The sequence below is a fragment of the Bradyrhizobium sp. HKCCYLRH2047 genome, from assembly GCF_051168175.1.
Taxonomy (GTDB): Bacteria; Pseudomonadota; Alphaproteobacteria; order Rhizobiales; family Xanthobacteraceae; genus Bradyrhizobium.
Genome location: NZ_JBNPUM010000007.1, coordinates 140,829 through 161,846, shown reverse-complemented (window position 1 = coordinate 161,846; position 21,018 = coordinate 140,829). Strand labels below are relative to the sequence as shown.

The following is a 21,018-nucleotide window of genomic DNA, read 5'->3' as shown; positions in this document are numbered from 1 at the left end:
CCTTGGTTAGTGGATCAGCATGCCGCCATTGACGTCGATGACCGCGCCCGTGACATAGGCGGAGAGGTCCGACGCCAGAAAGGTGTAGATGCCGGCGACGTCGTCGGCGGTGCCGAGCCGGTTGAGCGGAATGCCCTCGAGGATCTTGGCCTTCATCTCGTCGGTCAGCTTGCCGGCCGTGATGTCGGTGCCGATCAAGCCCGGCGTGACGCAGTTGACGCGAATGCCGTCGATGCCGAATTCGCGCGCCATCGCCTTGGCGAGACCGAGAACGCCGGCCTTGGCCGCGGAATAATGCGGCCCGCCGAAGATGCCGCCGCCGCGCTGCGCCGAAACCGACGACATGCAGGCGATAGAGCCCTGCTTGCGCGCGCGCATGTGGGGGATCACCGCTTGCGACAGGAACAGCACGCCCTTGAGATTGACGTCCTGGATGCGATCCCAGTCGTTGGGCGTGATGTCGAGCAGCTTGACCGGCTGGGTGATGCCGGCGTTGTTGATGAGGATGTCGATGACGCCGAATGTGGCGATGACTTGCGCGACGGCGTCGTTGCAGGAGTTGTTGTCGGCGACGTTGCAGCCGATCCCGAGATGCTGGTGGCCGAGCGTGGCCGCCGCGTCGGCGGCCGCCGCCGCATCGAGGTCGAGGATGGCGACGCGCGCCCCTTCGGCGGCGAACCGTCGCGCAGTGGCCAGCCCAATACCGCGCCTGGAAGCTGCGCCCGAGATGATCGCCGTCTTGCCGCTGAGCAGCATCCTTGGTCCTCCCAAAGTGTCGTTGTGTTGGGCTTGACCATGGCGGGCCTGACCGGCGGGGACAAACGCGCAGTTGTCACGGATAGATGAATCTGGTTCACTCATCCGATGCTATCCAACGTCCCGATTTCGTCAATCAAAGCGTTTGAGGCCGCTGCACGGACTGGCTCGTTTCGCGATGCAGCGAATGAGCTTCACCTGACCCCGAGCGCAGTCAGCCACGCCATCCGCAAGCTGGAGACGACCCTGCGCACGGTGCTGTTCGAGCGCACCGCCCGCTCGGTGCGGCTGACACCTGCCGGCGAGAACCTGATGCGCCATGCCGGCGCCGCCTTCGACCAGTTGCGCCGCGGCCTGGAGGAGGTCGCCGCGCGCGGTCCCCAATTGGTCCGCGTCCATTCGGCGCCGAGCTTCGCTGCGCAGTGGCTGACGCCGCGATTGGCGCGATTTCTCGCCGCCCACCCCAAGCTCGAGGTGCGGCTTGCGGCGAACACCGACTATGCGCGATTCAAGAACGACGATTTCGACATCGATATCGTCTATGGCCAGCCGCATGCGGAAGGTGTCGAAATCGTTCCGCTGGCCGAGGAAACGGTGACGCCGCTCTGCTCGCCGGCACTGGCGGCCACGATCAAGCGGCCTGCCGACCTGCTGGAACGAACGCTGATCCGCTCCGATGTCAAGCAGATCCAGTGGCATCAATGGTTCGCCGCCAACGGTCTCGAGCCTCCCGCTCTTCATGGCATGCGCTTCGACCGCAGCTTCCTGGCGCTTGCGACCGCGACCGAAGGTCTCGGCGTTGCCCTTGAATCCACCCTGCTGGCCGAGCGTGAGCTGGCATCCGGCCGGCTGGTGGCGCCGCTAGCCGGCCGCGCGACCGACGTCCGCTACGTCGGCCATCGCCTGGTATTTCCCCGCAATGCTCACCAACGCACGGCTGTCCGCGCCTTTGCCGACTGGATCACATCCGAGCTCAGTCCGGAACGCGGAGGGCGACGATCGTTCGATTGATCTCGCGCCGTCCCTGCTTTCTTTCGACCGAGCTCGCTGATTGGGGCTCTCGGAACGCATTGCGTCCCGAGGCTGAAACGCTCACCTTGAGGCAGGCCAAGCAGCCCAGGTTGATCTTTCAGATCATTACTCGGCCGTCGTTTGATCAACTGTTCGGGCAGCGTGTCCTGCGCGGCCAATGGGGGGATACGTCTTTACCGCGGACATCGCGTCGGAGGCAGAGATCAAGGTCTCTTCGCCCGAGGTGGACCTTCCCTCCCCCGCCCCGACCACCGTGCTCGACGTCGCCGCCGCCTCCGCCGCTGAGGCGACGACCGGGCCGGCGAGATCGTCATGGTTGTCGGGGCGGTGCTCGAGACCTATTGCCGCTTCCCTCAGCGCAACCAATCATTTCGTCGAAAGCCTGGTCATCTGCGCCAGAACGCTGAGTCTCGATCCATGGGACGGCCTCGCGCTGTATCTGGTCGGCCTCGGGCAGCTCCATCTCGGCCGCTTCGAGGATGCGCTGGCGACCTTCCAGCAGGCCGACCGCTATGACACGCCGGCGGTCTCACGCTGGACATGGCTCCTGGGCGTCGGGTGGGCGCACATGATGATGGATCGCGCGGAGGAAGCCCTGCCGTGGCTGCGGCGCTCGATCGCCATCACGGCCGCGTCCGGGCGTCCTTATATGCTGCTGGCGGCCGCCTATCAGAGGGCCGGACAGATCGATGAAGCGAGAGCCGCGATCCAGAAGGGACTGAAGCTGCGGCCCGGCACGACCGCGCTCAACGTTGCGCCGCCGATGAAGAACACCAGTCCGGTGTATCGCGAGGCCGCGGCCAGGATCGTTCAGCTCATGGTCGACGCGGGCCTGCCGGCCCAATAGGGCGACCAGCCCGATCCACGATCCGCACGCGTGGCAGTCTCACCAAAAATCATTGCCCCTGGAATCGTTCAGACGACGCTAGTGCTCCCGCGGCCTCTGTCAAACCACCGTCACGAAACACGAACACAAGGAAACGATCTCGACCTTGGCGGCCCGTGCCGCCGAGCTTGATCCAGCGCTCGGACCAGTACTCCGCACGGCGCGCTGCATCCGAAGACCGATCACGGGAATTGCAGGTACCAAACCTTGACCGAGGCACGCCACGCAGACCCGCGCGACAATGATCTGGTCGCGGAGAAGCAAGGTGCCAGGTCATCCGGCGTCGATCTCGTCGCCCGCCAGAGCACGGCCCGGCTGGGGGCGCTGAAGCTGCTGATTGCGGCATCCGGCCTCGCCGGGCTCGGCTATGAGATCGTCTGGACGCGCCAGCTCGCCCTCGCCCTGGGCACGGAGATGATGGCCGTGCTCGGCGCCATCGCCGGATTTTTTGCTGGGCTCGCGGTGGGCGCCTTCGTCCTCGATGGCCGGATCCGCCGCGTCGCCAATCCGCACCGGCTCTATGCCGTCCTCGAAGCGGTCATCGGCCTGTGGGGGCTATGTGCGATCTGGTTGCTTCCGGCGAGCGCGCGCGCCCTGGCGCCGCTGCTCGGCACGGCTCCCTCCCCCCTCCTGTTGTGGAGCGCGAGCTTCCTGCTGCCGACGCTGGTGCTGTTGCCGGCCACGGTGGCAATGGGCGGCACGCTGACCGCGCTGGAACGCATGACGTCCGCAGCGCACGGCACGCGGTCCGTCAGCGCTGGCGTCTATGGCGCGAACACCGCCGGCGCCGTCGCCGGCACGCTGCTGTCCACCTTCGTGCTGATCCCCGCGCTTGGATTGTCGACGACGCTGCTTTGCCTGGCAGCCGTCAACGCGGCCTGCGCGCTCGCAGCGCTTCGCCTCGGCCGAGCCGTGCAGGCCGACGCTCGCGCGCGTGACGATAGCAGGCATGCTGTCACCGGCCTCCGCCTGACGGCAACTCTGTTCGTCACCGGCCTGCTCGGGATCGTGTTCGAAGTGCTGGTCGTGCGCCTGGCCGCGCAGATGATGCAGGATACGGTCTATAGCTTCGCCTGTCTGCTCGCGGCCTACCTGCTGGGCACCGCGATCGGCGGCATGATCTGGCAGCGTTTGGGGCCCACGGTTGCACGCGGCAGAACCGTTCTGATCAGCCTCACCGCACTCGTTGGCCTCGGCACGGCGATCATGACGCCCTTGCTTGGCGGCTTCGCCGATAGCGCGGCGAGCCTCGGCGTCGCCGGCGAGCTCGGCATCGCGCTGGCGCTGCTGCTACTGCCCGCGATGGCGATGGGTGCCTTGTTCGGCCAGCTCATGCAGGAGGTCCGTGACGGCCGGGGATCGGTCGGCTGGGCCGTCGGCATCAACAGCGTCGGCGCAGCCATTGCACCGCTGGCCGCAGCACAGCTGCTGATTCCCGCTTTCGGTATCTGGAGGGCATTGATCCTCGTTGCCGTCGGATATCTGCTGTTGCTGCAGCCGCAACGCGTCGTGCTGCGGTGGGCCGCGGCGCCCGCTCTGCTTGCGCTCGCGCTGTTGTGCCTTCCCGCCCCCCTGCTCATCAAGGTCCCGCCGGGCGGCAAGCTTCTCGCCGTGCGCGAGGGATCGATGGCGACGGCAAGCGTCGTCGACGACGCCTCGGGGGCACGCTATCTCGAAGTGAACGGCCACTTCCGCATGGGCGGTACCAGCTCTGTGCGGTCCGATTTCCGCCAGGCCATGCTGCCGCTGCTCTTGCATCCGGCGCCGCGCAGCGCGCTCTTCCTCGGTGTCGGCACCGGCGCGACCGTGCTCGGCGCAGCGCAGATGCCGGATCTCGACGTGCGCGCGGTCGAACTCTCCTCCGAGGTCGTCGCGCTGCTGTCCTGGTTCGACAACCCCGCGGCCGAGAAGGAAAGACCGCCGATCGCCGTTGCCGACGCCCGGCGCTTCATCGTCGCCGACGACGGACGCTACGACGTGATCGTGGCCGACCTGTTCCACCCGGCGCTGGATGGCAGCGGCGCGCTGTACACGGTCGAACATTTCGCGGCCGTCAAGCGGAGGCTGGCGGCCGAGGGCGTGTTCTGCCAGTGGCTGCCGCTCTATCAGCTCGATGCACCGTCGCTGCGGGCGATCATCAGAAGCTTTCTCGCGGTCTTCCCACACGGGTCAGCCTGGCTGAACCATTACAGCGTGCGCACGCCGATGCTGGCCCTGATCGGATCGGCGGCCCCGGACCCGATCGATCCCGAGCTCCTCGCCGCACGGTTTTCCGACCGGAAGCTTCACCCGATCATTCAACCGCTCGGCTTCGATCAGCCGATCGACCTTCTCGGCCAGTATGTCGCCGGCGCGAAAGCACTCGCGAGCTTCGCCGGTCCGGGACCGCACAACACCGACGATTTCCCGTTCGTCACGTTCGACGCGCGCAGCAACGTCCACGCTCTCTCCGCGGCCCCATGGCAGTTGCTGCTGACGGTCCTCAATCAGACAAAGACGGACGCGGGCGAACTGCTGGGCGACTCGAAGCGTGGAAGCTGGGAGCAGCGGCTCGGCGCTTATTGGCAGGCTCGCAACCGATTCATCCAGGCCGGCGCGGCGCTGACCGGCGAACCGCGCGGACCGGCGCTCATTGCAGCCGCCGCGCCCGGCCTCCTGGATTCCATTCGCGCCAGCGCCGAGTTCGAGCCGGCCTATGCGCCGCTGATGAGCATGGTGAAAGCGCTGCTCGGATCGGATCGCGCGGCTGCAGAACGCCTGCTTCGGGCGATCGATGCCGCCGCGCCGTCGCGACACGAGGCGCGCGACCTGCGGTCGCGCGAGTTCGAACAATAGCGCGTCAGGACGCGAAGCTGACGCGGTAGCCCCAGCAATCCAGATGATCAGGAATCGCGTTGAAGGCGATCGTGATGCGCTGGTCGCCCTGATTGCGCGGCACCTCATGGTAGAGATAGCTCGGGAACAGCACGAGATCGCCGGGCTCCGCCTCGGGCAGCACATATTTGCCGGCATTGAACGGGCCGACGGCGGCACTGCGGGTATGGTGGCGGAACGAGAAGTCGCTGCCGCCCGGCGGCCGCACGAACACGGTGCGGCTACCAGGATGCGACGGCGTCAGATAGAAGATGCCGGAGATGAAGCTGTTGGCGTGGGCGTGCAGGGTCTGGTTGCCGCCGGTCTCCAGCATGTTCGTCCACATCTCCTTGACCGTCCAGCGCAGCTTCTCGCCGAACAGCAGCTCGCCGAAATCGACCAGCTTGGGCACGGCGAGCTCGGCGATGGTCTGAAACAGGTTGTTGGCGCGGGGATCGGCGACCTCGGTGTGAAACAACTGTCCGGACCGCAGATTGTTCTCGATCTTCGAATTGCGTATCGCTGCTACCGCCGCGTCCTTGAGCTCGGCGCTCAAGAGCCCAGGCGAACGCAACAACGGTATTGGAAAAAGAGCTTCGATCTGGTCCATGTCTCAAGGCCTTGCATGCGCCGCAACAGGACCGACAAATTGCCGACTTGCATGACAGCCGGATGACGAGAGGCGAGACGCGGTGCGCGCCCGTCAGCGCGTCGGCATTTCGTCGGCACGAAGAATATTGAGCCGCTCGCCGGGCCTCAGGCTGTGGGGCCGGTCGCGTACTTCCAGCACGGCCCGCTCGGCCTTCTCGACGCAGTCATCGAACTCGCCATTGCCGGCCTCGACCAGCGCCTGCTGAATGTCCCGCTCGGCGAAATAGCGCGACACGTCGTCCGCCGGCAAGGTCGCCGCCTGTGCGCGTGCCTCGGCCACCGCGGCATCGCATGCCTCCTGCGTCGGTTCCTCGTCATGCGCCGATGCGACAACGGTCGTGAGAGCCAGGATGGCGAGAATCACAGCGGACAAGCGAGGCATCACGTCGAGGAACCCCAGGGCAAAGCAGGTTGCAAAGACGAAGCGCCGGTTCGCAAACCGGCGCTCCGAGTAAGCTGGATCCGGCGGGACGCTATCGTCCCGCCGGATCGATGCCGATCAATCAGTCGCGGTTGAAGGCCCAGCGACCCCAGTGGCCCCAATGGCCCCAATGATCCCAGTCGTGCCAGTGGTGATGATCGTGAGCCAGCTTGCGTGCCAGCTCCTTGTTCTTCTCGACCAGCAGTTCGGGCGCACCGTACGGACGGACGAAGATCGGGTTCGCATAGAACCAGACGTTCGACCAGGCCTGCACGTCGTTGGTCACCTTCTTCACGCCGCCGACCGTGCCGAGGTGCGACGGACATGCCGGATCCGTGCAGCTGACGGTGGCGTTGTTGGCATCGAGCAGCGGATTGCCGGCGCTGTCGGACACGTTCGGCGTGGCCGGCGGGATGTTGGTGCCGCGGGCGCGGATGTAGAAGGGAGTCTTGCCCGCGATGAAGGTGGTCCTGAAGCTGAGCCGGACCGAACCGTCGCGCAGCTTGCGGCTCTGCATCTTGGTCGCCTGGATCTGCTTCGCGATCTTGACCGAGGGGTTGTAGACGATGGCCGCACCGGCGACGCCGCTCGCATTGGCCACGGCATAGCCCGGGGCGCCCGGCGCGATCGGGCCGGTGATGTCACCGGTGATCAGATCGACGTGGTCGAGCGAGGGCTTGTTCAACGGCTGCTTGATGCCGACCGGCAGCAGCAGCGGATTGTTGAAGCTGTACGGGCTGTTGTTGGACGCCGGAACGGTCATCTCCATCTCGAGCGTGACCTTCTCGCCGGGACGCACGACCAGCGTCTCGCCCATCGTCTTCCAGTCGTAGTCCCATTCACCCTTCGCACGAAACTCCATGTCGGAGTCGATGATGTCGGCGTTGACCGAATAGGAGTTGCCCGAGCGCATGCCGTCGATGATGGACTGCTGGGAGAAGCGCCGCTCGTTCGGCACGTACAGCCTGGTGTACTCGCCGGGGATGAAGTCCGCCGTCGTACCCGGATCGCGCGCGCCATAGACGCCGCGGCTGTGCCAGTCCGAACTCTGGAACAGGAAGAAGTTGCGGCCTTCGCCGAGCAGACCGTCCCAGAGCCCGCCAACCTTGGCGGTGTAGACGCCCTGCATGCCGTAGGTGCCGCCGCCGACCGCGCCCGAGCCATAGGAGCCCGAGCCGCCGTTCACGCCGCCCTCGGCCATGTGACCCGGGGCTTCGATACCGAACGCGACCGTCGGGCCGGCATTGTTGAAGTCACGGAAGTGCTCGATGTTGTAGCCGGCCGAGCCGTTCGGGTTGAACGGTCCCTGCCGCTCGGTATGGGTCGGCACCGCGTAGGATTGCAGCGGATGGTTCGCCTGCAGCCAGGCGATGCCGGCAACGGCCTTCTGGTGACCGGCCGTGCCGGAATTGTTGACATTGTCCTTGCCGGCCCAGACCGGGTTGTTGCTGGCATCGACCGGACCGATCGCGTCAGTGTCCCCGCGGTCGAAACGATATTCGAACTCGGCCATCTTGTCGGCATTGCCGTAGCCACGCGGGTTCTGGCCGGCGATCACGGCGACGTCGCCATGCTCGTGACCGGGCAGGATCCACTCGAGGCCTTCGACCAGCACCTTGTTGTAGGTCGCGGTGCGATTGACGATGGTCGGATACTCGACTTCCTTGATCGACTGCCAGCGCCACATCTTGGCGTTGGTGTCGGTGCCGTTCGGCGTGCCCTTCAGGCTGGTGATCGTGATGCCGTCGATGGTCTTGCCGAGCGTCTGGCTCCAATACGTCGTGGTGTTGTCGCCCGGGATGTTGGCGCTCGCATCGCTGAAGCGGCAATCGCGGTTGCCCGAACCGCCGTGGTTTCCCAGGGTGAACCAGTCGAGATCGAAATTATTGCCGCCAGCAGCCGCGGTGCCCTTGCCGACCGAGCGATCGATCGCATAGCCGGCTGCGACCGAGCCGTCGGTGCAGGTGTTGTGGTTGTGCATGTCGCCCGCGACATACGGATTGTTCTTGCTCGTTTCCCCCCAACGTTCCCCGGCGTCGGCGCTTTGTGACAGAGCCAGCGAGACCGAGGCCGCTGTCAGCAGGATTTTCTTGGTAGATGGAACCATTATCGTCGCCCCTAAAGAATTCGATCGATCTCCAAACCGAGATGACAACGCGACCGATGCGCCGTCGTCATTCGCGGCGCGACCAAACCAAAACTCGGAGACAGTTTGTTGAAGGATTTATTTTTGCTGGTGCCATCTCCACGGCCATCGCGATCCGCAATCGTTGCGAAATTTTTGTGACACTGACGTTTGCCCGGTGACAACGGCAACTGTGCCGTTGCATATACGCGCCGCGCAACGAGCGCAGCCCGAGTTGTAAAGAACGTATGTCAGCCCCTGCCATGTCGAATGCGGCGCAGACCTTCGAGAGCGCCTCTGCACGCTCCAATCAGCAAGATGGCAACAGCTCTTCCCCAGCGCGAATATCATTCGTGACCGCCCTGCGTGGGCTCGGCAGGGAGCCGCTCCTGCATTTCCTTGTTCTGGGCGGACTGATCTTCGCGGCCGACGCCATCATCCATCCGCCAGCGAAGGACGAGAAGGTCATCACCGTGACCAAGGCGCTGCGCCAGTCCTTCATCGACACGTTCGACGAGGACAAGCAGCGCACCCCGAGCGAGGCCGAGCTGCAGAAGATGGTCGAGGCCTGGGTCGCCAGCGAAATCCTCTATCGGGAAGGCAAGACGCTCGGCGTCGACCGCGGCGACGAGATGATCCGCGACCGTGTCGCGTTCAAGCTGCAATATCTGATCTTCGATCAGGTGCGCGTGCCGCAGCCAAGCGACGAGCAGTTGCGCGCCTGGTTCGCCGACAATCATGCGCGGTTCGACGAGCCCGAGCGTGTCAGCTTCTTCATGACGCCACCCAGCGACGAACCGACGGCGCGGCGCTATCTGGACGACATTCGCGAGCAGCGCGAATCGGAGGAGCTGCGCGATCAGACTCGCGCGGTTCTCGACCGGCCGGTGCCGAGCCTGGCCGCCGGCTTCGGCGACGGCTTCAGCGAAGGCCTGCTCAAGGCGCCCCTCCAGGAATGGATCCTGCTGCAGTCGAAAGACGGGTGGCACGTGGTTCGTCTCGACGCCCGGACGCCGGGCGCGCCTGCGAAACTCGAGGACATCCGCGCCGAGGCAGCCAAGATCTGGCACACTGAAGAGACACGGAAACGGGCCTGGGAGGCGGTGAGCCGGCTCAAGGCCAACTACACGATCAGGTACGAGCCGTGACCGGCGCGCGCGCCCTGATCGCCATCGTGCTCGCGCTCGCAGCGCTGCTGCCTGGGCTGCCGGCGGCTGCGCATCAGGCGACGATCGCCGTGCTCGAATTTCGCGAGATGCGGCCCGGCGCGTATATCGGGCGATGGACGACCTTGCCGAAGGATGGCGTCAACCGCATCGAGCTCAAGATGCCGCCGCATTGCTACCTGCGCCTGCCGGAACTCAATTGCGGCGACAAGGGCCTCGTCGGACAGATGACGATCGGCAATCTCGGCGAGGACATGTCGGCTGCCATCATCCGCGTGACGTCGCTCGCTGGAGAGACGCGCAGCTACACGATCTCAGCGGCCAATCCGGTCGTGACGGTGCTGGGCACCGATGCGCCGACGCTCGAGACCTGGCTCGAGCTTGCCAAGACCTACGTCAACCTCGGCATCGACCACATCCTGCTCGGCGCCGATCACCTGCTGTTCGTGCTCGGGCTGATCTGGATCGTCCAGGGCGGCTGGCGCCTGCTCAAGACGATCACGGCCTTCACGATCGGCCACAGCGCCTCGCTGGCTGCAACGGCGTTCGGCTTGATCGGCGTTCCCGAAGGCCCGCTCAACGCCTGCATCGCGCTCAGCATCGTGTTCGTCGGCGTCGAGATCATCAAGCAGCAGCGCGGCGAGATCGGGCTGACCGCCCGCTACCCCTGGGCCGTCGCCTTCAGCTTCGGTCTCGTCCACGGCATCGGCTTCGCCAGCGCGCTCGCGGGCCTCGGCCTGGAGCGGCGAATCCTGCCCGCGGCGCTGCTCTTCTTCAATGTCGGCGTCGAAGTCGGGCAGATCCTGTTCGTGCTGCTGGTGCTGGCACTGATCTGGGCGCATCGCCGGCTCGGCGCGGCGCTGCCGCGCTGGGGCGCCGAGCTGCCGGCCTATGCGATCGGCTCGGTCTCGATGTTCTGGTTCCTGGGCCGCCTGGTGCGGGTTCTGGCGGCCGCATGATGATGAATGGGACGAACATGATCGCGCGCAAACTCCTGCACGCCGTGTCGGGTGCGGCTTTGCTCTCGCTGCTGACTGCGAATCCTGGCTTTGCCCATGAGCAGACCGGCGTCGGCGGCGGCCTCGCCAGTGGTCTGCTGCATCCCTTGACCGGGCTGGATCATCTGGTCGCAATGGTCGCAGTCGGCATCTGGGGCGCGCAGCTCGGCGGCGCGGCGATCTGGATCCTGCCGGTCGTCTTCCCGTTGGTGATGGCGTTCGGAGCCGTCCTGGGAATCCTCAAGATCGGTCTGCCCGTCCCGGAGCTCATCATCGCGCTGTCAGCGCTGGTCCTTGGCCTCGCTGTCGCCCTGCGCGCCCGTGTCCCGTTCGCGATTGCGGCTATCATTGTTGCGATCTTCGCCATCTTTCATGGCCACGCGCACGGCATCGAGCTCCCGACGGCGGCGAATCCCCTGGCCTATGGCTGCGGCTTCGTGGTCGCGACCGGTCTTCTCCACGCCTGCGGCATCACCATCGGCGCGCTCGCGCGCTGGCCCGGCGGCGAGCGTATCATCCAGGGCGTCGGCGCAGCCATCGCCGCGCTCGGCGGCTACTTCCTGATCGCGAGCCTCGGAGTCGCGGCATGAGGACGTACCACCGGACCGCCCTTCTCGCATCCGTGCTGCTGCTGGCGCAAGCGCAGCTCGCCGATGCGCATATCGTATCGGCCCGGCTCGGTGACTTCTACGCCGGCGCCCTGCATCCGCTGCTCACCCTGCAAGACGTCGTGGTCTGGGCCGCGCTGGGATTGCTGGCCGGCTCGCTCGGTGCGGCGAGCGGACGCTGGCTGGTCGTGGTGTTTCCGCTCGGCCTGTGCGCGGGGCTGGCGCTCGCCGCCGGGTCGGGGCTCGCCCCGGCTTCCCCGCTCGTCGACGCCGCGACCATTCTCATTCTCGGGCTGCTGCTGGCCGCGGCCTTGCGCATTCCCGTGACATTGCTGAGCGCGATCGCATTCATGCTCGGGCTGATGCGCGGCGCAGCGAATGCCGGCGAGCTCGTGCCGCAGACCGACCGTCTCCTGTACGCCGCCGGGCTCGCCAGTGCAGGCTATGTCGCCATCACCCTCGTGATGGCGCTCGCGCTCACCTTCCGGCGTCCTGAAACCGAGCCGGTATCGAGCTGGCGCGGAATCGCCGTGCGCGCGGTCGGTGGCTGGGTCGCCGCGATCGGCCTGATGATGGCGGGACTATCGCTCGCGTCCTGAGCAGGCCTATGCTCGGGCGATCCGACACCGCCAATCCCCACCTCGCGTGACCGACGCCATCAATATCGCAGCCATTGCCGTGCTGCTCCTGACCTGCGCCGGCCTGATCTGGACGGATCTGCGCAGCGGGCTGCTGCCCGACTGGATGAATGCGCTGGTCGCCGCCAGCGGCTTCGCAAGACTGGCGACGCTCGTCGACCTGCCCGAGGCGCTGTGGAATTGCGCCGCAGCCCTCGCGATCGGCTTGGCGCTGCTGCTGCTGCGGCTGCTCTACGCAATGGCCCGCGGCCGCCAGGGACTGGGCCTCGGCGACGTCAAGTTTCTGATGGCTGCAACGCTTTGGGCCGGCCTGCCAAATCTGCCGATCCTGCTGCTCATCGCCACGACGACGGCACTCGCTGCGGCGCTCGCTCTCTTCGTCATGGGACGACGGCTGACGGGCCAGACGGCGCTGCCGTTCGGCCCGTTCCTCGTCCTCGGCCTGCTGGCCGTACTCGCCCTGCAGGCCACCGGCCGCGAATTGCTCGTGACCTTCTGATTGCCGTAAGCCACTGACCTCAGCGCGCCCGCCGCGCCATCCGCTCGCGTCCGGCCTGCGGCGCCGGCGGGGTCATCGGTCCCGCCTGCACGTCGCCGCTGCCGGCTGTGCCGAGCTGCGGCATTTGCAGAGTGACGGTCTCCGGCGCCTTCAGCAGCGAGGCTTCACGCGGTCGCAGCGACTGCAGCACCCATCCCTCATGCGAAGCGCCGACCCGCAAGCGCAGCGATGCCTGCGACGCCGCGTCGACGAAGATGCCGAAGCTCTCCTCGTCGCCGATCACCGTGCCGACGAGCTGCAGGTTTGGCCGTTCCGGCTCCCTCGGCGGCGCAGGCGGCGGCGCCCGCATCACCGTGACGGGTGCGGCAACCGGCGGCGGCCGCCGCGACGCCGAGAAGATCGGACGATCACGTGTCGCCGAAAGGGTACTGATCGGAACATCCCACAGCGGGTTGGCACTCCTGCCCCCCGGAGCTTCTGCGCTGGGAGCTTCTGACATGGCGGCCGGCGGTTCGGAGGCGCCGGGCGCGGCCTGGACGGGCGTGGCCGGCTCGAGACCATCCGCCGTCTCGCTCCAGGCACGGCTGAGCGAAGCTGCAAGCACGCACACGGTGGCAAAGGTGACGAGGCCCGAGCCTACGAACGATCGCATCACGATTTTCCTTGCCATTGACCCGACACGGTGACCAGCACGGTCAATCGTCCCACGCCGCCGGCCGCGGCGGCCAGCGGCTGCTGCACATGCAGTTGATCGACGAAGAGAAACGGCAATCCGGCCTCGAGATCATAGAGCAGCTGCTGCAACGCCGGCTGTTCGAGCTCGCAGCTTGCCACCACGCTGATCAGGTTGGTGTTGGCGCGTGCCGCCGGCAGCTCGACCTGGGTCGACAGCACGCTGCCGCCGACCTTGCTGATCGCCTCCGTGAGGCGCTGGACCAGCGTCGCGCCCGCGATGGTGACCGTTCGTCCCTCCACGAACACCGATCCACCCGGAGCCGTCGCGCTGCCTGCGGCGGAATTGCCGGCTGGCCGTTTGCGTCCGGAAAACTGCGCCAGTTGCGCGTTGGTGTCATTGAGCTGGTCGCGCCTGGCGACGAGATCGACGACCCCAGCGGCACCAAGCCAGAGCAGTGCGACAATGGTCGCCGCATAGAGGATCGCAGAAACGGCCGGTGAGTTCACGAACATGCGGCGCAGCGATTTCGACCAGTTCATGCCCGGTCTCCGAAATAGGCGTTGATGCGCGCCTCGATGTGGAAGCGCTCGCCCGCTTCGCCGGCGGTGCGCGTCGTCGGCGCGTAGAAGGTGGCGCGGCTGAACTGCGGCGACTGCTCGATCAGCCGGATCAGCGCGGGTGCATCCTGGGTCAGGCCGGATATCTGCAGCCGATCGTTCTCGACATGCATCTCGACGACATACGTCCCGTCGGGGAGGATCTTCGACAACGTGTCGAGCACGATCACGCTGGCGGGGCTGGTCTGCTTGCGCTTGGCGAGCAGCCCGTCGGCGGCGGTGGCGCCCATCGCGGGCCGCAGCGCCGCACGCAGCCGCGTGACCTGCGCCTGTGCGTCCTCGATCTCGCCATCGAGATATCCACCGATCAGCGTCGTCGCGATCAGCAGCACCGCCGTGGTCGCAGCGACCGACAGCCAGCTGAGCTTGAGCACGCGCCCGAGATCACGGCCGCCGGCAAGCGACGAACGCAGCGACGTCTTGAAGATCTGGATCGGACCGCCATCGGTTGGGCCGACGTCGGCGGTGATGACGAGCTTGGCAATGCCGACCTGATCGGCAAAGGCGAGCAAGGGCTGGACCAGAGCGCGCGGCGTTGCCGCGAGCGTCAACGCGATCCGATCACTGGCTGCGCGCGGGGCGCTGTAGCCGTAGAGGACCTGTCCGAGATTCCACGGCGTCAACCTGCCGATCTGGGTCCGGATCATGCCGTCCAGAAAAGGCTCCGCCTGCTTGGGAAAGTCGAGAGGCCGGATCAGAACGTTCTCGGCGGCCAGATGGATGTCCAGGACAGCACCGCGCAAGGTTCGCAGCCACTCCGGCGAGAGCCCGACCTGCGCCGCTCCCAAAGCCGGATTCAGCCGTGCCGCCGCCAGCATCGGTCTCGCCTTCGGCGGCGTCTGTACCGTCATGACGATCGCTTCTGGCTGATCGTAGCGGATCACGACTCGCGGGCGTCTGAGCTGCCGATCGGCGACGGCCTCGATCGCTGTAGCGACGCTTTCCGTCCACACCGTCAGTCCGCGCTCGATCGCTTCGGTCAGCTTCATGGCATCCTCCGCGCCTGAAGCGCTCCCCTCGGCTGCGGTCCCTCGTCCTGGCGCGCCAGCAGCCGATAGGGCTCCTCGCCTTCGCCGGGAACGATCACCGCCGTCGCAGTGTGACGAAGCCCGCCCGCCGGACCGACGACGATGCGCAGCCGATAAGCCTTGCTTTTGCCCTTGGCGGCGTCCTTCGCAGCAGGCCCCAACATCTTGGCGAGCGTATCGGCATCCTGTGACAACGACGCCCGTGCGTTGAGGAAATCCTTCAGGATCAGCGGCGTCATTCCCGGCAATGCGGCAACGACCTCCGGCGCCGCGATCGTCGGATCGATTCCCGGAGAACCGTTGAAGACGGTGACCAGCGGAAGCACCCGATCAACCAGCGATGCGGGAAGGCCGAGGACGAGCGACAGCTCGCCGACATGCGCGAATGGCGCCAGGCGCGGCACCCGCTTGAGACCGGCCGCCGCATAGCGCGCCTCCTCCGCCTGCGCCTTGGCGGTGTCGGACGGCTTGGAGCGCCACGCAACGATCCGCTCGGCATGATCCTTGGCAGCATCGCGCTCGACGCCCAGCGTGACGAAGAGATTTTCGAGCATGTCCTTGGACGCGGTATTGAGATCAATCCGCGCCGCTTCGTTGACGAACGAGACCGCAATGTCGTTGCCTGCAAGCGCCAGGCGGAAACCGCCCTGCCTCGGCCGCTCCTCGTCCTTGGACAGCAGCAGACGATACGCCGACAGTTCGATGGCCGCCGAGACCAGCGCATCGGCCTCGACCGCCTCGTCCTCGAGCCGCAGCAACCGCGCCGAGCTGCCGAGTTGCTGCGAGACGACAACGACCAGGGCCGCCAACGCCGCAAGCATCCACAGCGCCGCGATCAGGATGAAGCCATCCTGCGCGCCGCGCCTCTGGGCAGAACCTCTGGTAAAGGAGCGAACCAGCATTAGTCGATCGGCTCGCTCTTGTTCAGCTGCGGCGGCTCGCCCGCACCCGCCGACGGATTCGCGGTGCCTGCCGCTCCGGGATCCGCAAAGCCGCCGCCCGGCGCATCGACGTGAATACGGACTGCGCTGACGAGAACGGCGGCACCGCCACGGCTGTCGTCATAAACCGTCATGCGCACGGCGGATGGTAGCTTGGTCGCATCGCGCCACTCCGACGTCCACGCCATCGTCCCGTCGGCATAGGCGAACGACATCCGGAACGGCGCCGACAGCAGCACCACGGGATCGCGGAACCGGAAATGCTCGGTCACGGGCTGGCCGACCGGCACGGGCTCGAACATGGCACGCGATCGCCGCAGAGCGCGTTCGCCCCTGCTCCCTTCCTCGCCGATGCGCACGATGTCGAGACCATGTCCGGCATTGGGGCCGAGTTCGGCGCGCACGAACATCGCCGAGACCTCGTCGCCCACGAACAACGGTCCCTTCTGCTCGCGATTGGCCGAGACGAACTGCACGGCAGCGAGATCATCGCCGACCCGCCGCAGCGCAGCGGCCACCATCTCGGCGCGCTGGACGCGATCCAATCCGCGCTTCCACGCCGGCAGCCATTGCGACGTCACCGCGGCAAGCGCCGACAACACGATGCCGGCGATCGCGAGCGCGCCGAGTGCCTCGATCAGTGCGAAGCCCTGCTCTCGGGATCGATCGGATCGGGCGGTCATCATCGCGCTCCTCGCGCCAGGCGAACCGTCTGCACATCGGCGACCGCGCCCGAGCCGGTCTTGACGCGCAAGGTCACCGCCTCCGGAATCCAGCCGGTCTGTCCGGCCGGCTCATTCCAATCGCCGCCGAGCGGCCTGACCTGCAGCACCACCGATCCGGAGCCGGAGCGTTGATCGATGCTGCCCGGCTGCAGCCGGCCGCGATCGGCCAGCAGTGTGGCCAGTGCCAGCCTCATGTCGGTGACCAGGGTGACATGCTGTTCGAGCTTGCGAACGCTGGCGGCATTGCGCGACACCACGGCGCCGATGGCAATGATCGACACACTGACGATGGCAAGCGCGACCAGCACCTCGATCAGCGTGAAACCGGCTTCACTCCGGCCGTCGATCTCAACCATTGGCGAGCGCGCGCGAGACAATGTCGATTCTCCCCGTCAGCCAATTCACCCTGATCTCCAGGCTCAGATCGGCGCGCGACAAGGTGATGGCTCCGCCACAGGACAGCCCGTCGGGAAAGAAAGTGATGGTCGCCAGCACCGGTCGATGCTGGCAACTGCGCGGCAGCGTCGCCAGGAAGGCGACGTCGTCGGGCAACCTCAGCGCAGCCGCGCCGCTGCCGGAGCGGATCAATCGGCGCGACGTGTCGATCTCCGTGTCGATGCGTGTGCCGCTCCGGATCGATGAGGCACGGTCCGACTTCAACAGTGTCGCCGCCTGCAACGCGTAGGCCTGCAGCCGCGGCCGCGACGTCTGCCGCGGCAAATAAGGCAGCGAGACCGACGCCAGCAGCGCGACGATCGCGAGCACGCAAACCATCTCGAGCAGCGTGAAGCCGCGCTGGCCGCCGTCACTCACTGCGCGCGCTCGTCTGCGTCGGCGTTCCCAGCACGATGTCCGCCGCCGTCCCGCTGCCGCCCTCCTGGCCGTCGGCGCCATAGGACAGGATGTCGTACGGGCCGTGATCGCCTGGCGCCCGATACACATAGGCCGTATTCCACGGATCTTTCGGCACTGCTCCGCCCTTGAGATAGGGACCGTTCCAGGCGCTCAATCCGGCCGGCCGTTGCGCCAGCGCACCGAGACCTTCCGAGGTCGAGGGATAGCGGCCGGCATCGAGATAAAACAGATCGAGCGCCGCCGAGAAGCTCTGCAACTGGATCCGCGCCGCCTTGGTCTTGGATTCGCTGAGATAATTCAGCACGCGCGGACCGATCAGCCCCATGATCAGTCCGATGATCGTGATCACGACCAGCATTTCCACCAGCGTGAAGCCGCGCTCGTGCTCGCGCCCCGCCCGCTTGGCGGACCCGATCTGCATGTCCGATCTCATGTCATTCTCCTTGATGTCGGTCAGCCGACCAGTTGCGTCACAGAAAGCAAAGCCGTCATGATCGAGACGATCAGTCCGCCGACGACCACGCTGATGAGCAGAATGGCGGCGGGGCCGACGATGCCGACGACGCGGTCGAGCCCGCGCTGCAGCTTGGCTTCGTAGAACTCGGCGATCCGTGTCGACAGCGTCGGCAACTGGCCGGTCTCCTCACCAAGCCGCAGCATGCGCAGCGCCATCGGCGGCAGCATGTTGTCGGCCGACAGCGCCTGGGAAAGCTTGCCACCGTGACGGACGCGATCCGCCGCCGCCGACCATGGTGCGCGCGAAGACGTCACGGACATCACGTCAACGAGGATGCGCAGTGCAGTGCTCAAATTGACGCCGCAGCCGAGCAGCAGGCCGAGATTGCGACAGAACAGGCTGGTCCGATAGAACAGCAGCAGGCTGCCGATGCCGGGCATGACGGCCACGACGCTGGCCAGGCCGGCGCGAACCGCGGGCTGACGCAACAGCCACCAGCCTGCCGCGAGCAGCGCCGCACAGCCGAGTGAGATCGCGGCTGCATTGGCGCGCAGCAGATCCGACAGCGTCATGAAGAAGCCGAGCGCCGTATCGGTACGGCCACCGAAGTCACGCAGCACGGCCGAGAAATTCGGCAGCACGGCCACGAGAAAGAACAGCATCACGCCGATCGCCGCGAGGAACACGAAGGCAGGATATTGCATCGCGTCGGTCAATTTGCGGCGCGTCGCCTCCGACCGCTCGCGTTCGCCGGCCAGCGCGGTCAGCACGTGATCGAGTGTTCCCGACGATTCGCCGACGCGCATCAGCGCGACATACATCGGCGAGAACAACTGCGGCTGGGCGGCCGCCGCATCGGCGAAGCTTTCACCGGCCATGATCGCCGCACGCAGCCGCGCCACCACGGGACGGAGGCGGCCGATATCGGAATCGCCGGACAACAGATCGAGCGCGTCGTCGAGCCGCGCGCCGGCCTTGAGAAGCAGGGCCAGGTCGCGCGTGAACGTGGTCACTTCAGTCGCGGACGGAGCGCCGAACGAGAGCCCGGACGCAGCGCCGGTCCGCTCCTTTTTCTCCTCCACGGTTTCGATCGGCAGAAGTTGCAGATACGAGATGCGCCGTTCGACCTCGCTGCGCGACGGCGCGACGAGAGATCCGACGACGATTTCACCGGACTGCGTCAGAGCGCGATAGCGGTAGCTCGGCACGATCCACCTCACCGCGCCACGAGGACACGAAGCAGCTCGGAGGCCGAGGTGACGCCGGCGCGGCACTTGGAGACGCCGTCGTCGAGCATCGTCGTCATGCCTTCCCGGATCGCCAGCCGATCGATCGCGAGGCCGTCGGCACTGTCCGCGATCAGCTCGCGCAGGCTGTTGGTCAGCTCGAGCAGCTCGAACACGCCGACCCGGCCGCGATAGCCGCTCTGGCCGCATCGCTCGCATCCCCTCGGGTGCCAGGTGATGTCGCCGGGGACGAGGCCGAGATGACCAAGACGAGGATCCTGGCGGCATGTCTCTTCATCGAGCGCCTCCGGCGCCTTGCAATGATCGCAGAGCTGACGCACCAGCCGCTGCGCGATCACCGCGCGCAAGGTGGAGCGCAACAAGAAGCCTTCGACACCAAGATCGAGCAGGCGCGGCACCGCCGCGGCCGCGGTTTCGGTGTGCAGCGTGGTCAACACGAGATGGCCGGTCAGCGCGGCATGGACCGCGACATGCGCCGTCTCGCTGTCTCTGATCTCGCCGACCATGATGACGTCGGGGTCCTGACGCACGAAGGAACGCAGCGCGCTCGCGAAAGTCAGCCCGATCGCCGGCTTGATCTGCGACTGGTTGATGCCGGGAATCTCGTACTCCACCGGATCCTCGACGGTGAGGATCTTGCGCTCCGGCGTGTTGAGCAGCGACAGGATCGTCGCCAGGGTCGTGGTCTTGCCGCTGCCGGTCGGCCCCGTGATCACGATCATGCCGTGGGGTAGCGTGATCAGGCGCCGGAGTGCGGCGTCGTCCTGGGTGGCGAGACCGAGACGGCTCGCGACGAGCTGCGAGCGATCCTTCGGCAGGATGCGCAGCACCGCCGATTCGCCGTGCTGGGTCGGCATGATCGCAACGCGAACGTCGATCTCGGCGCGGCCGGCGCGGATGCGCGCGGCGCCGTCCTGCGGCAGCCGCCGCTCGGCAATGTTGAGGCCGGCAACGATCTTGATGCGCGAGATCACCGCCTGCGGCAACACGCCCGCGGGCGCCGCGATCGGACGCAACAGGCCGTCGACGCGCAGCCTGACCACGAGCCCGGTCGAGAACGGCTCGATGTGGATGTCGCTGGCGCGCATCTCTACGGCCTTCTCGATCAGATCGTTCACCGCGCGGACGACCGGCGCGCCGCTGGCGAGATCGCGGAGACTCTCGATGTCGTCGTCGCGCAGCTCCTGCGCCGGCGAGATGTCGGGCTCGCCGGAATCCTCTAACCGCTGGTCCAGGACAACGGCGATATCCTCATGCGAGGCGACCTTGAAGAGAGTCTGCGGGCCGAGCACCAGCTCCGCGGCCCGGCGCACGGCCTGATCGGTCGGATCGGCCATCGCGAACACGGCGGCGCCGTCAGAATCCTTGTAGGGATAGCCGAGCACCTCGCGGAGGAAGCGGTCGGAGAACTCGCTCACCGCGGGCAGTGCCGCCAGCAGTTCGCGCAGTGCGACGCGCTCCAATCCGGTGAAGCCGGCGACCTCCTCCGCGAAAACGTCGGCGGTCAGGCCGAACCTGTCCCAGAGCGCGATCTGCGTTTCGGCCGCAGCTCCGCCTTCGCCCGCCGCCTGGGGATGGCGCTCGCGAAGATAGGCATGGAATTGGGTCGACAGTGTACCGCTCATGGCGTGATCCGGGTGGCGCCCGTGCCGGCCCATCGTCTCGGCACGCCGCTACTGGTGACCCACGTTATTGATCGCGAACATGACGGCCGTACGAATGCCGGAGGCGCCGACATTTCCGACACACACGCGGCGCAAAGGTCGGACGGCAGCCGCCAATTATACATAAGTGTCATATTGGACCGTTATGCAGGCTGCGCGGTCAAACCGAGGCGCT

22 protein-coding genes are annotated in these 21,018 nt (G+C 66.6%); 8 read left to right on the top strand and 14 right to left on the bottom strand.

Features of this window, described 5'->3' with window-relative positions; all coding sequences use genetic code 11:
* Positions 1–6 precede the first annotated feature (6 nt).
* Positions 7–756 (bottom strand): SDR family NAD(P)-dependent oxidoreductase, encoded by a 750-nt coding sequence (locus tag ACQR1D_RS18220; RefSeq protein ID WP_315802997.1) that lies wholly within the window; start codon positions 754–756, stop codon positions 7–9.
* Positions 757–864: 108 nt separating this feature from the next.
* Between ACQR1D_RS18220 and ACQR1D_RS18215 the strand changes: the two genes are divergently transcribed.
* The 3 genes from ACQR1D_RS18215 to ACQR1D_RS18205 all read left to right on the top strand — a co-directional run bounded on the left by ACQR1D_RS18215 (position 865) and on the right by ACQR1D_RS18205 (position 5,509).
* The gene (locus ACQR1D_RS18215) at positions 865–1,767 is read left to right on the top strand and encodes a LysR substrate-binding domain-containing protein (protein WP_316216200.1); all 903 of its coding nucleotides are present in this window, start codon (positions 865–867) and stop codon (positions 1,765–1,767) included.
* A 178-nt stretch (positions 1,768–1,945) separates the two neighbouring features.
* Entirely contained in the window at positions 1,946–2,635 is a 690-nt protein-coding gene (locus ACQR1D_RS18210) for a tetratricopeptide repeat protein (protein ID WP_434838958.1), read from the top strand.
* Between the two features lie 246 nt (positions 2,636–2,881).
* Positions 2,882–5,509 carry a spermidine synthase gene (locus tag ACQR1D_RS18205; protein ID WP_434838957.1) on the top strand — a complete coding sequence of 876 codons (2,628 nt, stop codon included), beginning with the start codon at positions 2,882–2,884 and terminating at the stop codon, positions 5,507–5,509.
* 4 nt (positions 5,510–5,513) lie between these two features.
* Here ACQR1D_RS18205 and ACQR1D_RS18200 read toward each other — a convergent pair whose 3' ends face one another.
* The 3 genes from ACQR1D_RS18200 to ACQR1D_RS18190 all read right to left on the bottom strand — a co-directional run bounded on the left by ACQR1D_RS18200 (position 5,514) and on the right by ACQR1D_RS18190 (position 8,706).
* Entirely contained in the window at positions 5,514–6,137 is a 624-nt protein-coding gene (locus ACQR1D_RS18200; protein WP_316216197.1) for a 2OG-Fe(II) oxygenase family protein, read from the bottom strand.
* 93 nt (positions 6,138–6,230) lie between these two features.
* Positions 6,231–6,560 carry a hypothetical protein gene (locus tag ACQR1D_RS18195; RefSeq protein ID WP_434838956.1) on the bottom strand — a complete coding sequence of 110 codons (330 nt, stop codon included), beginning with the start codon at positions 6,558–6,560 and terminating at the stop codon, positions 6,231–6,233.
* Between the two features lie 121 nt (positions 6,561–6,681).
* On the bottom strand, positions 6,682–8,706 hold the full coding sequence (locus tag ACQR1D_RS18190; RefSeq protein ID WP_434838955.1) for a hypothetical protein: 2,025 nt from the start codon (positions 8,704–8,706) through the stop codon (positions 6,682–6,684).
* A 281-nt stretch (positions 8,707–8,987) separates the two neighbouring features.
* Here ACQR1D_RS18190 and ACQR1D_RS18185 point away from each other — a divergent pair, with 281 nt between their 5' ends.
* Genes ACQR1D_RS18185 through ACQR1D_RS18165 form a run of 5 tightly spaced genes read left to right on the top strand, consistent with a single transcriptional unit; the run spans position 8,988 to position 12,633 of the window.
* Positions 8,988–9,872, top strand: coding sequence for a peptidylprolyl isomerase (locus ACQR1D_RS18185; protein WP_315803165.1), 885 nt, complete (start codon positions 8,988–8,990; stop codon positions 9,870–9,872).
* Complete coding sequence (locus ACQR1D_RS18180; RefSeq protein ID WP_434838954.1) at positions 9,869–10,849, top strand: HupE/UreJ family protein; 981 nt, start codon at positions 9,869–9,871, stop codon at positions 10,847–10,849. Before ACQR1D_RS18185 ends, ACQR1D_RS18180 begins: the two co-directional genes overlap by 4 nt.
* Positions 10,850–10,866: 17 nt before the next feature.
* The gene (locus ACQR1D_RS18175; protein WP_434838953.1) at positions 10,867–11,478 is read left to right on the top strand and encodes a HupE/UreJ family protein; all 612 of its coding nucleotides are present in this window, start codon (positions 10,867–10,869) and stop codon (positions 11,476–11,478) included.
* Positions 11,475–12,095, top strand: a complete 621-nt coding sequence (locus ACQR1D_RS18170; RefSeq protein ID WP_316180613.1) for a HupE/UreJ family protein — start codon at positions 11,475–11,477, stop codon at positions 12,093–12,095. Before ACQR1D_RS18175 ends, ACQR1D_RS18170 begins: the two co-directional genes overlap by 4 nt.
* 46 nt (positions 12,096–12,141) lie before the next feature.
* A complete protein-coding gene (locus ACQR1D_RS18165) occupies positions 12,142–12,633 on the top strand; it encodes a prepilin peptidase (RefSeq protein ID WP_315802987.1) in 492 nt (163 codons plus the stop codon).
* A 19-nt stretch (positions 12,634–12,652) separates the two neighbouring features.
* Here the strand turns inward: ACQR1D_RS18165 and ACQR1D_RS18160 are convergent, their stop codons facing one another.
* Genes ACQR1D_RS18160 through ACQR1D_RS18115 form a run of 10 tightly spaced genes read right to left on the bottom strand, consistent with a single transcriptional unit; the run spans position 12,653 to position 20,804 of the window.
* Entirely contained in the window at positions 12,653–13,285 is a 633-nt protein-coding gene (locus tag ACQR1D_RS18160) for a hypothetical protein (protein WP_434838952.1), read from the bottom strand.
* The gene (gspM, locus tag ACQR1D_RS18155) at positions 13,285–13,848 is read right to left on the bottom strand and encodes a type II secretion system protein GspM (protein WP_434838951.1); all 564 of its coding nucleotides are present in this window, start codon (positions 13,846–13,848) and stop codon (positions 13,285–13,287) included. The genes ACQR1D_RS18160 and gspM overlap by 1 nt, the downstream gene beginning before the upstream one ends.
* Positions 13,845–14,915 (bottom strand): PilN domain-containing protein, encoded by a 1,071-nt coding sequence (locus ACQR1D_RS18150; RefSeq protein ID WP_316216193.1) that lies wholly within the window; start codon positions 14,913–14,915, stop codon positions 13,845–13,847. The genes gspM and ACQR1D_RS18150 overlap by 4 nt, the downstream gene beginning before the upstream one ends.
* A complete protein-coding gene (locus ACQR1D_RS18145; RefSeq protein WP_315802983.1) occupies positions 14,912–15,856 on the bottom strand; it encodes a general secretion pathway protein GspK in 945 nt (314 codons plus the stop codon). The genes ACQR1D_RS18150 and ACQR1D_RS18145 overlap by 4 nt, the downstream gene beginning before the upstream one ends.
* Positions 15,856–16,578, bottom strand: a complete 723-nt coding sequence (locus tag ACQR1D_RS18140; RefSeq protein WP_316180605.1) for a PulJ/GspJ family protein — start codon at positions 16,576–16,578, stop codon at positions 15,856–15,858. Before ACQR1D_RS18140 ends, ACQR1D_RS18145 begins: the two co-directional genes overlap by 1 nt.
* Entirely contained in the window at positions 16,578–16,976 is a 399-nt protein-coding gene (locus ACQR1D_RS18135) for a PulJ/GspJ family protein (RefSeq protein WP_434838950.1), read from the bottom strand. Before ACQR1D_RS18135 ends, ACQR1D_RS18140 begins: the two co-directional genes overlap by 1 nt.
* Positions 16,969–17,433, bottom strand: a complete 465-nt coding sequence (locus ACQR1D_RS18130) for a prepilin-type N-terminal cleavage/methylation domain-containing protein (RefSeq protein WP_434838949.1) — start codon at positions 17,431–17,433, stop codon at positions 16,969–16,971. Before ACQR1D_RS18130 ends, ACQR1D_RS18135 begins: the two co-directional genes overlap by 8 nt.
* Positions 17,426–17,908 (bottom strand): type II secretion system major pseudopilin GspG, encoded by a 483-nt coding sequence (gene gspG, locus ACQR1D_RS18125; RefSeq protein WP_434838948.1) that lies wholly within the window; start codon positions 17,906–17,908, stop codon positions 17,426–17,428. The genes ACQR1D_RS18130 and gspG overlap by 8 nt, the downstream gene beginning before the upstream one ends.
* A 20-nt stretch (positions 17,909–17,928) precedes the next feature.
* The gene (locus ACQR1D_RS18120) at positions 17,929–19,140 is read right to left on the bottom strand and encodes a type II secretion system F family protein (protein ID WP_434838947.1); all 1,212 of its coding nucleotides are present in this window, start codon (positions 19,138–19,140) and stop codon (positions 17,929–17,931) included.
* An 8-nt stretch (positions 19,141–19,148) separates the two neighbouring features.
* Positions 19,149–20,804 carry a GspE/PulE family protein gene (locus ACQR1D_RS18115; protein ID WP_434838946.1) on the bottom strand — a complete coding sequence of 552 codons (1,656 nt, stop codon included), beginning with the start codon at positions 20,802–20,804 and terminating at the stop codon, positions 19,149–19,151.
* Positions 20,805–21,018: the final 214 nt, after the last annotated feature.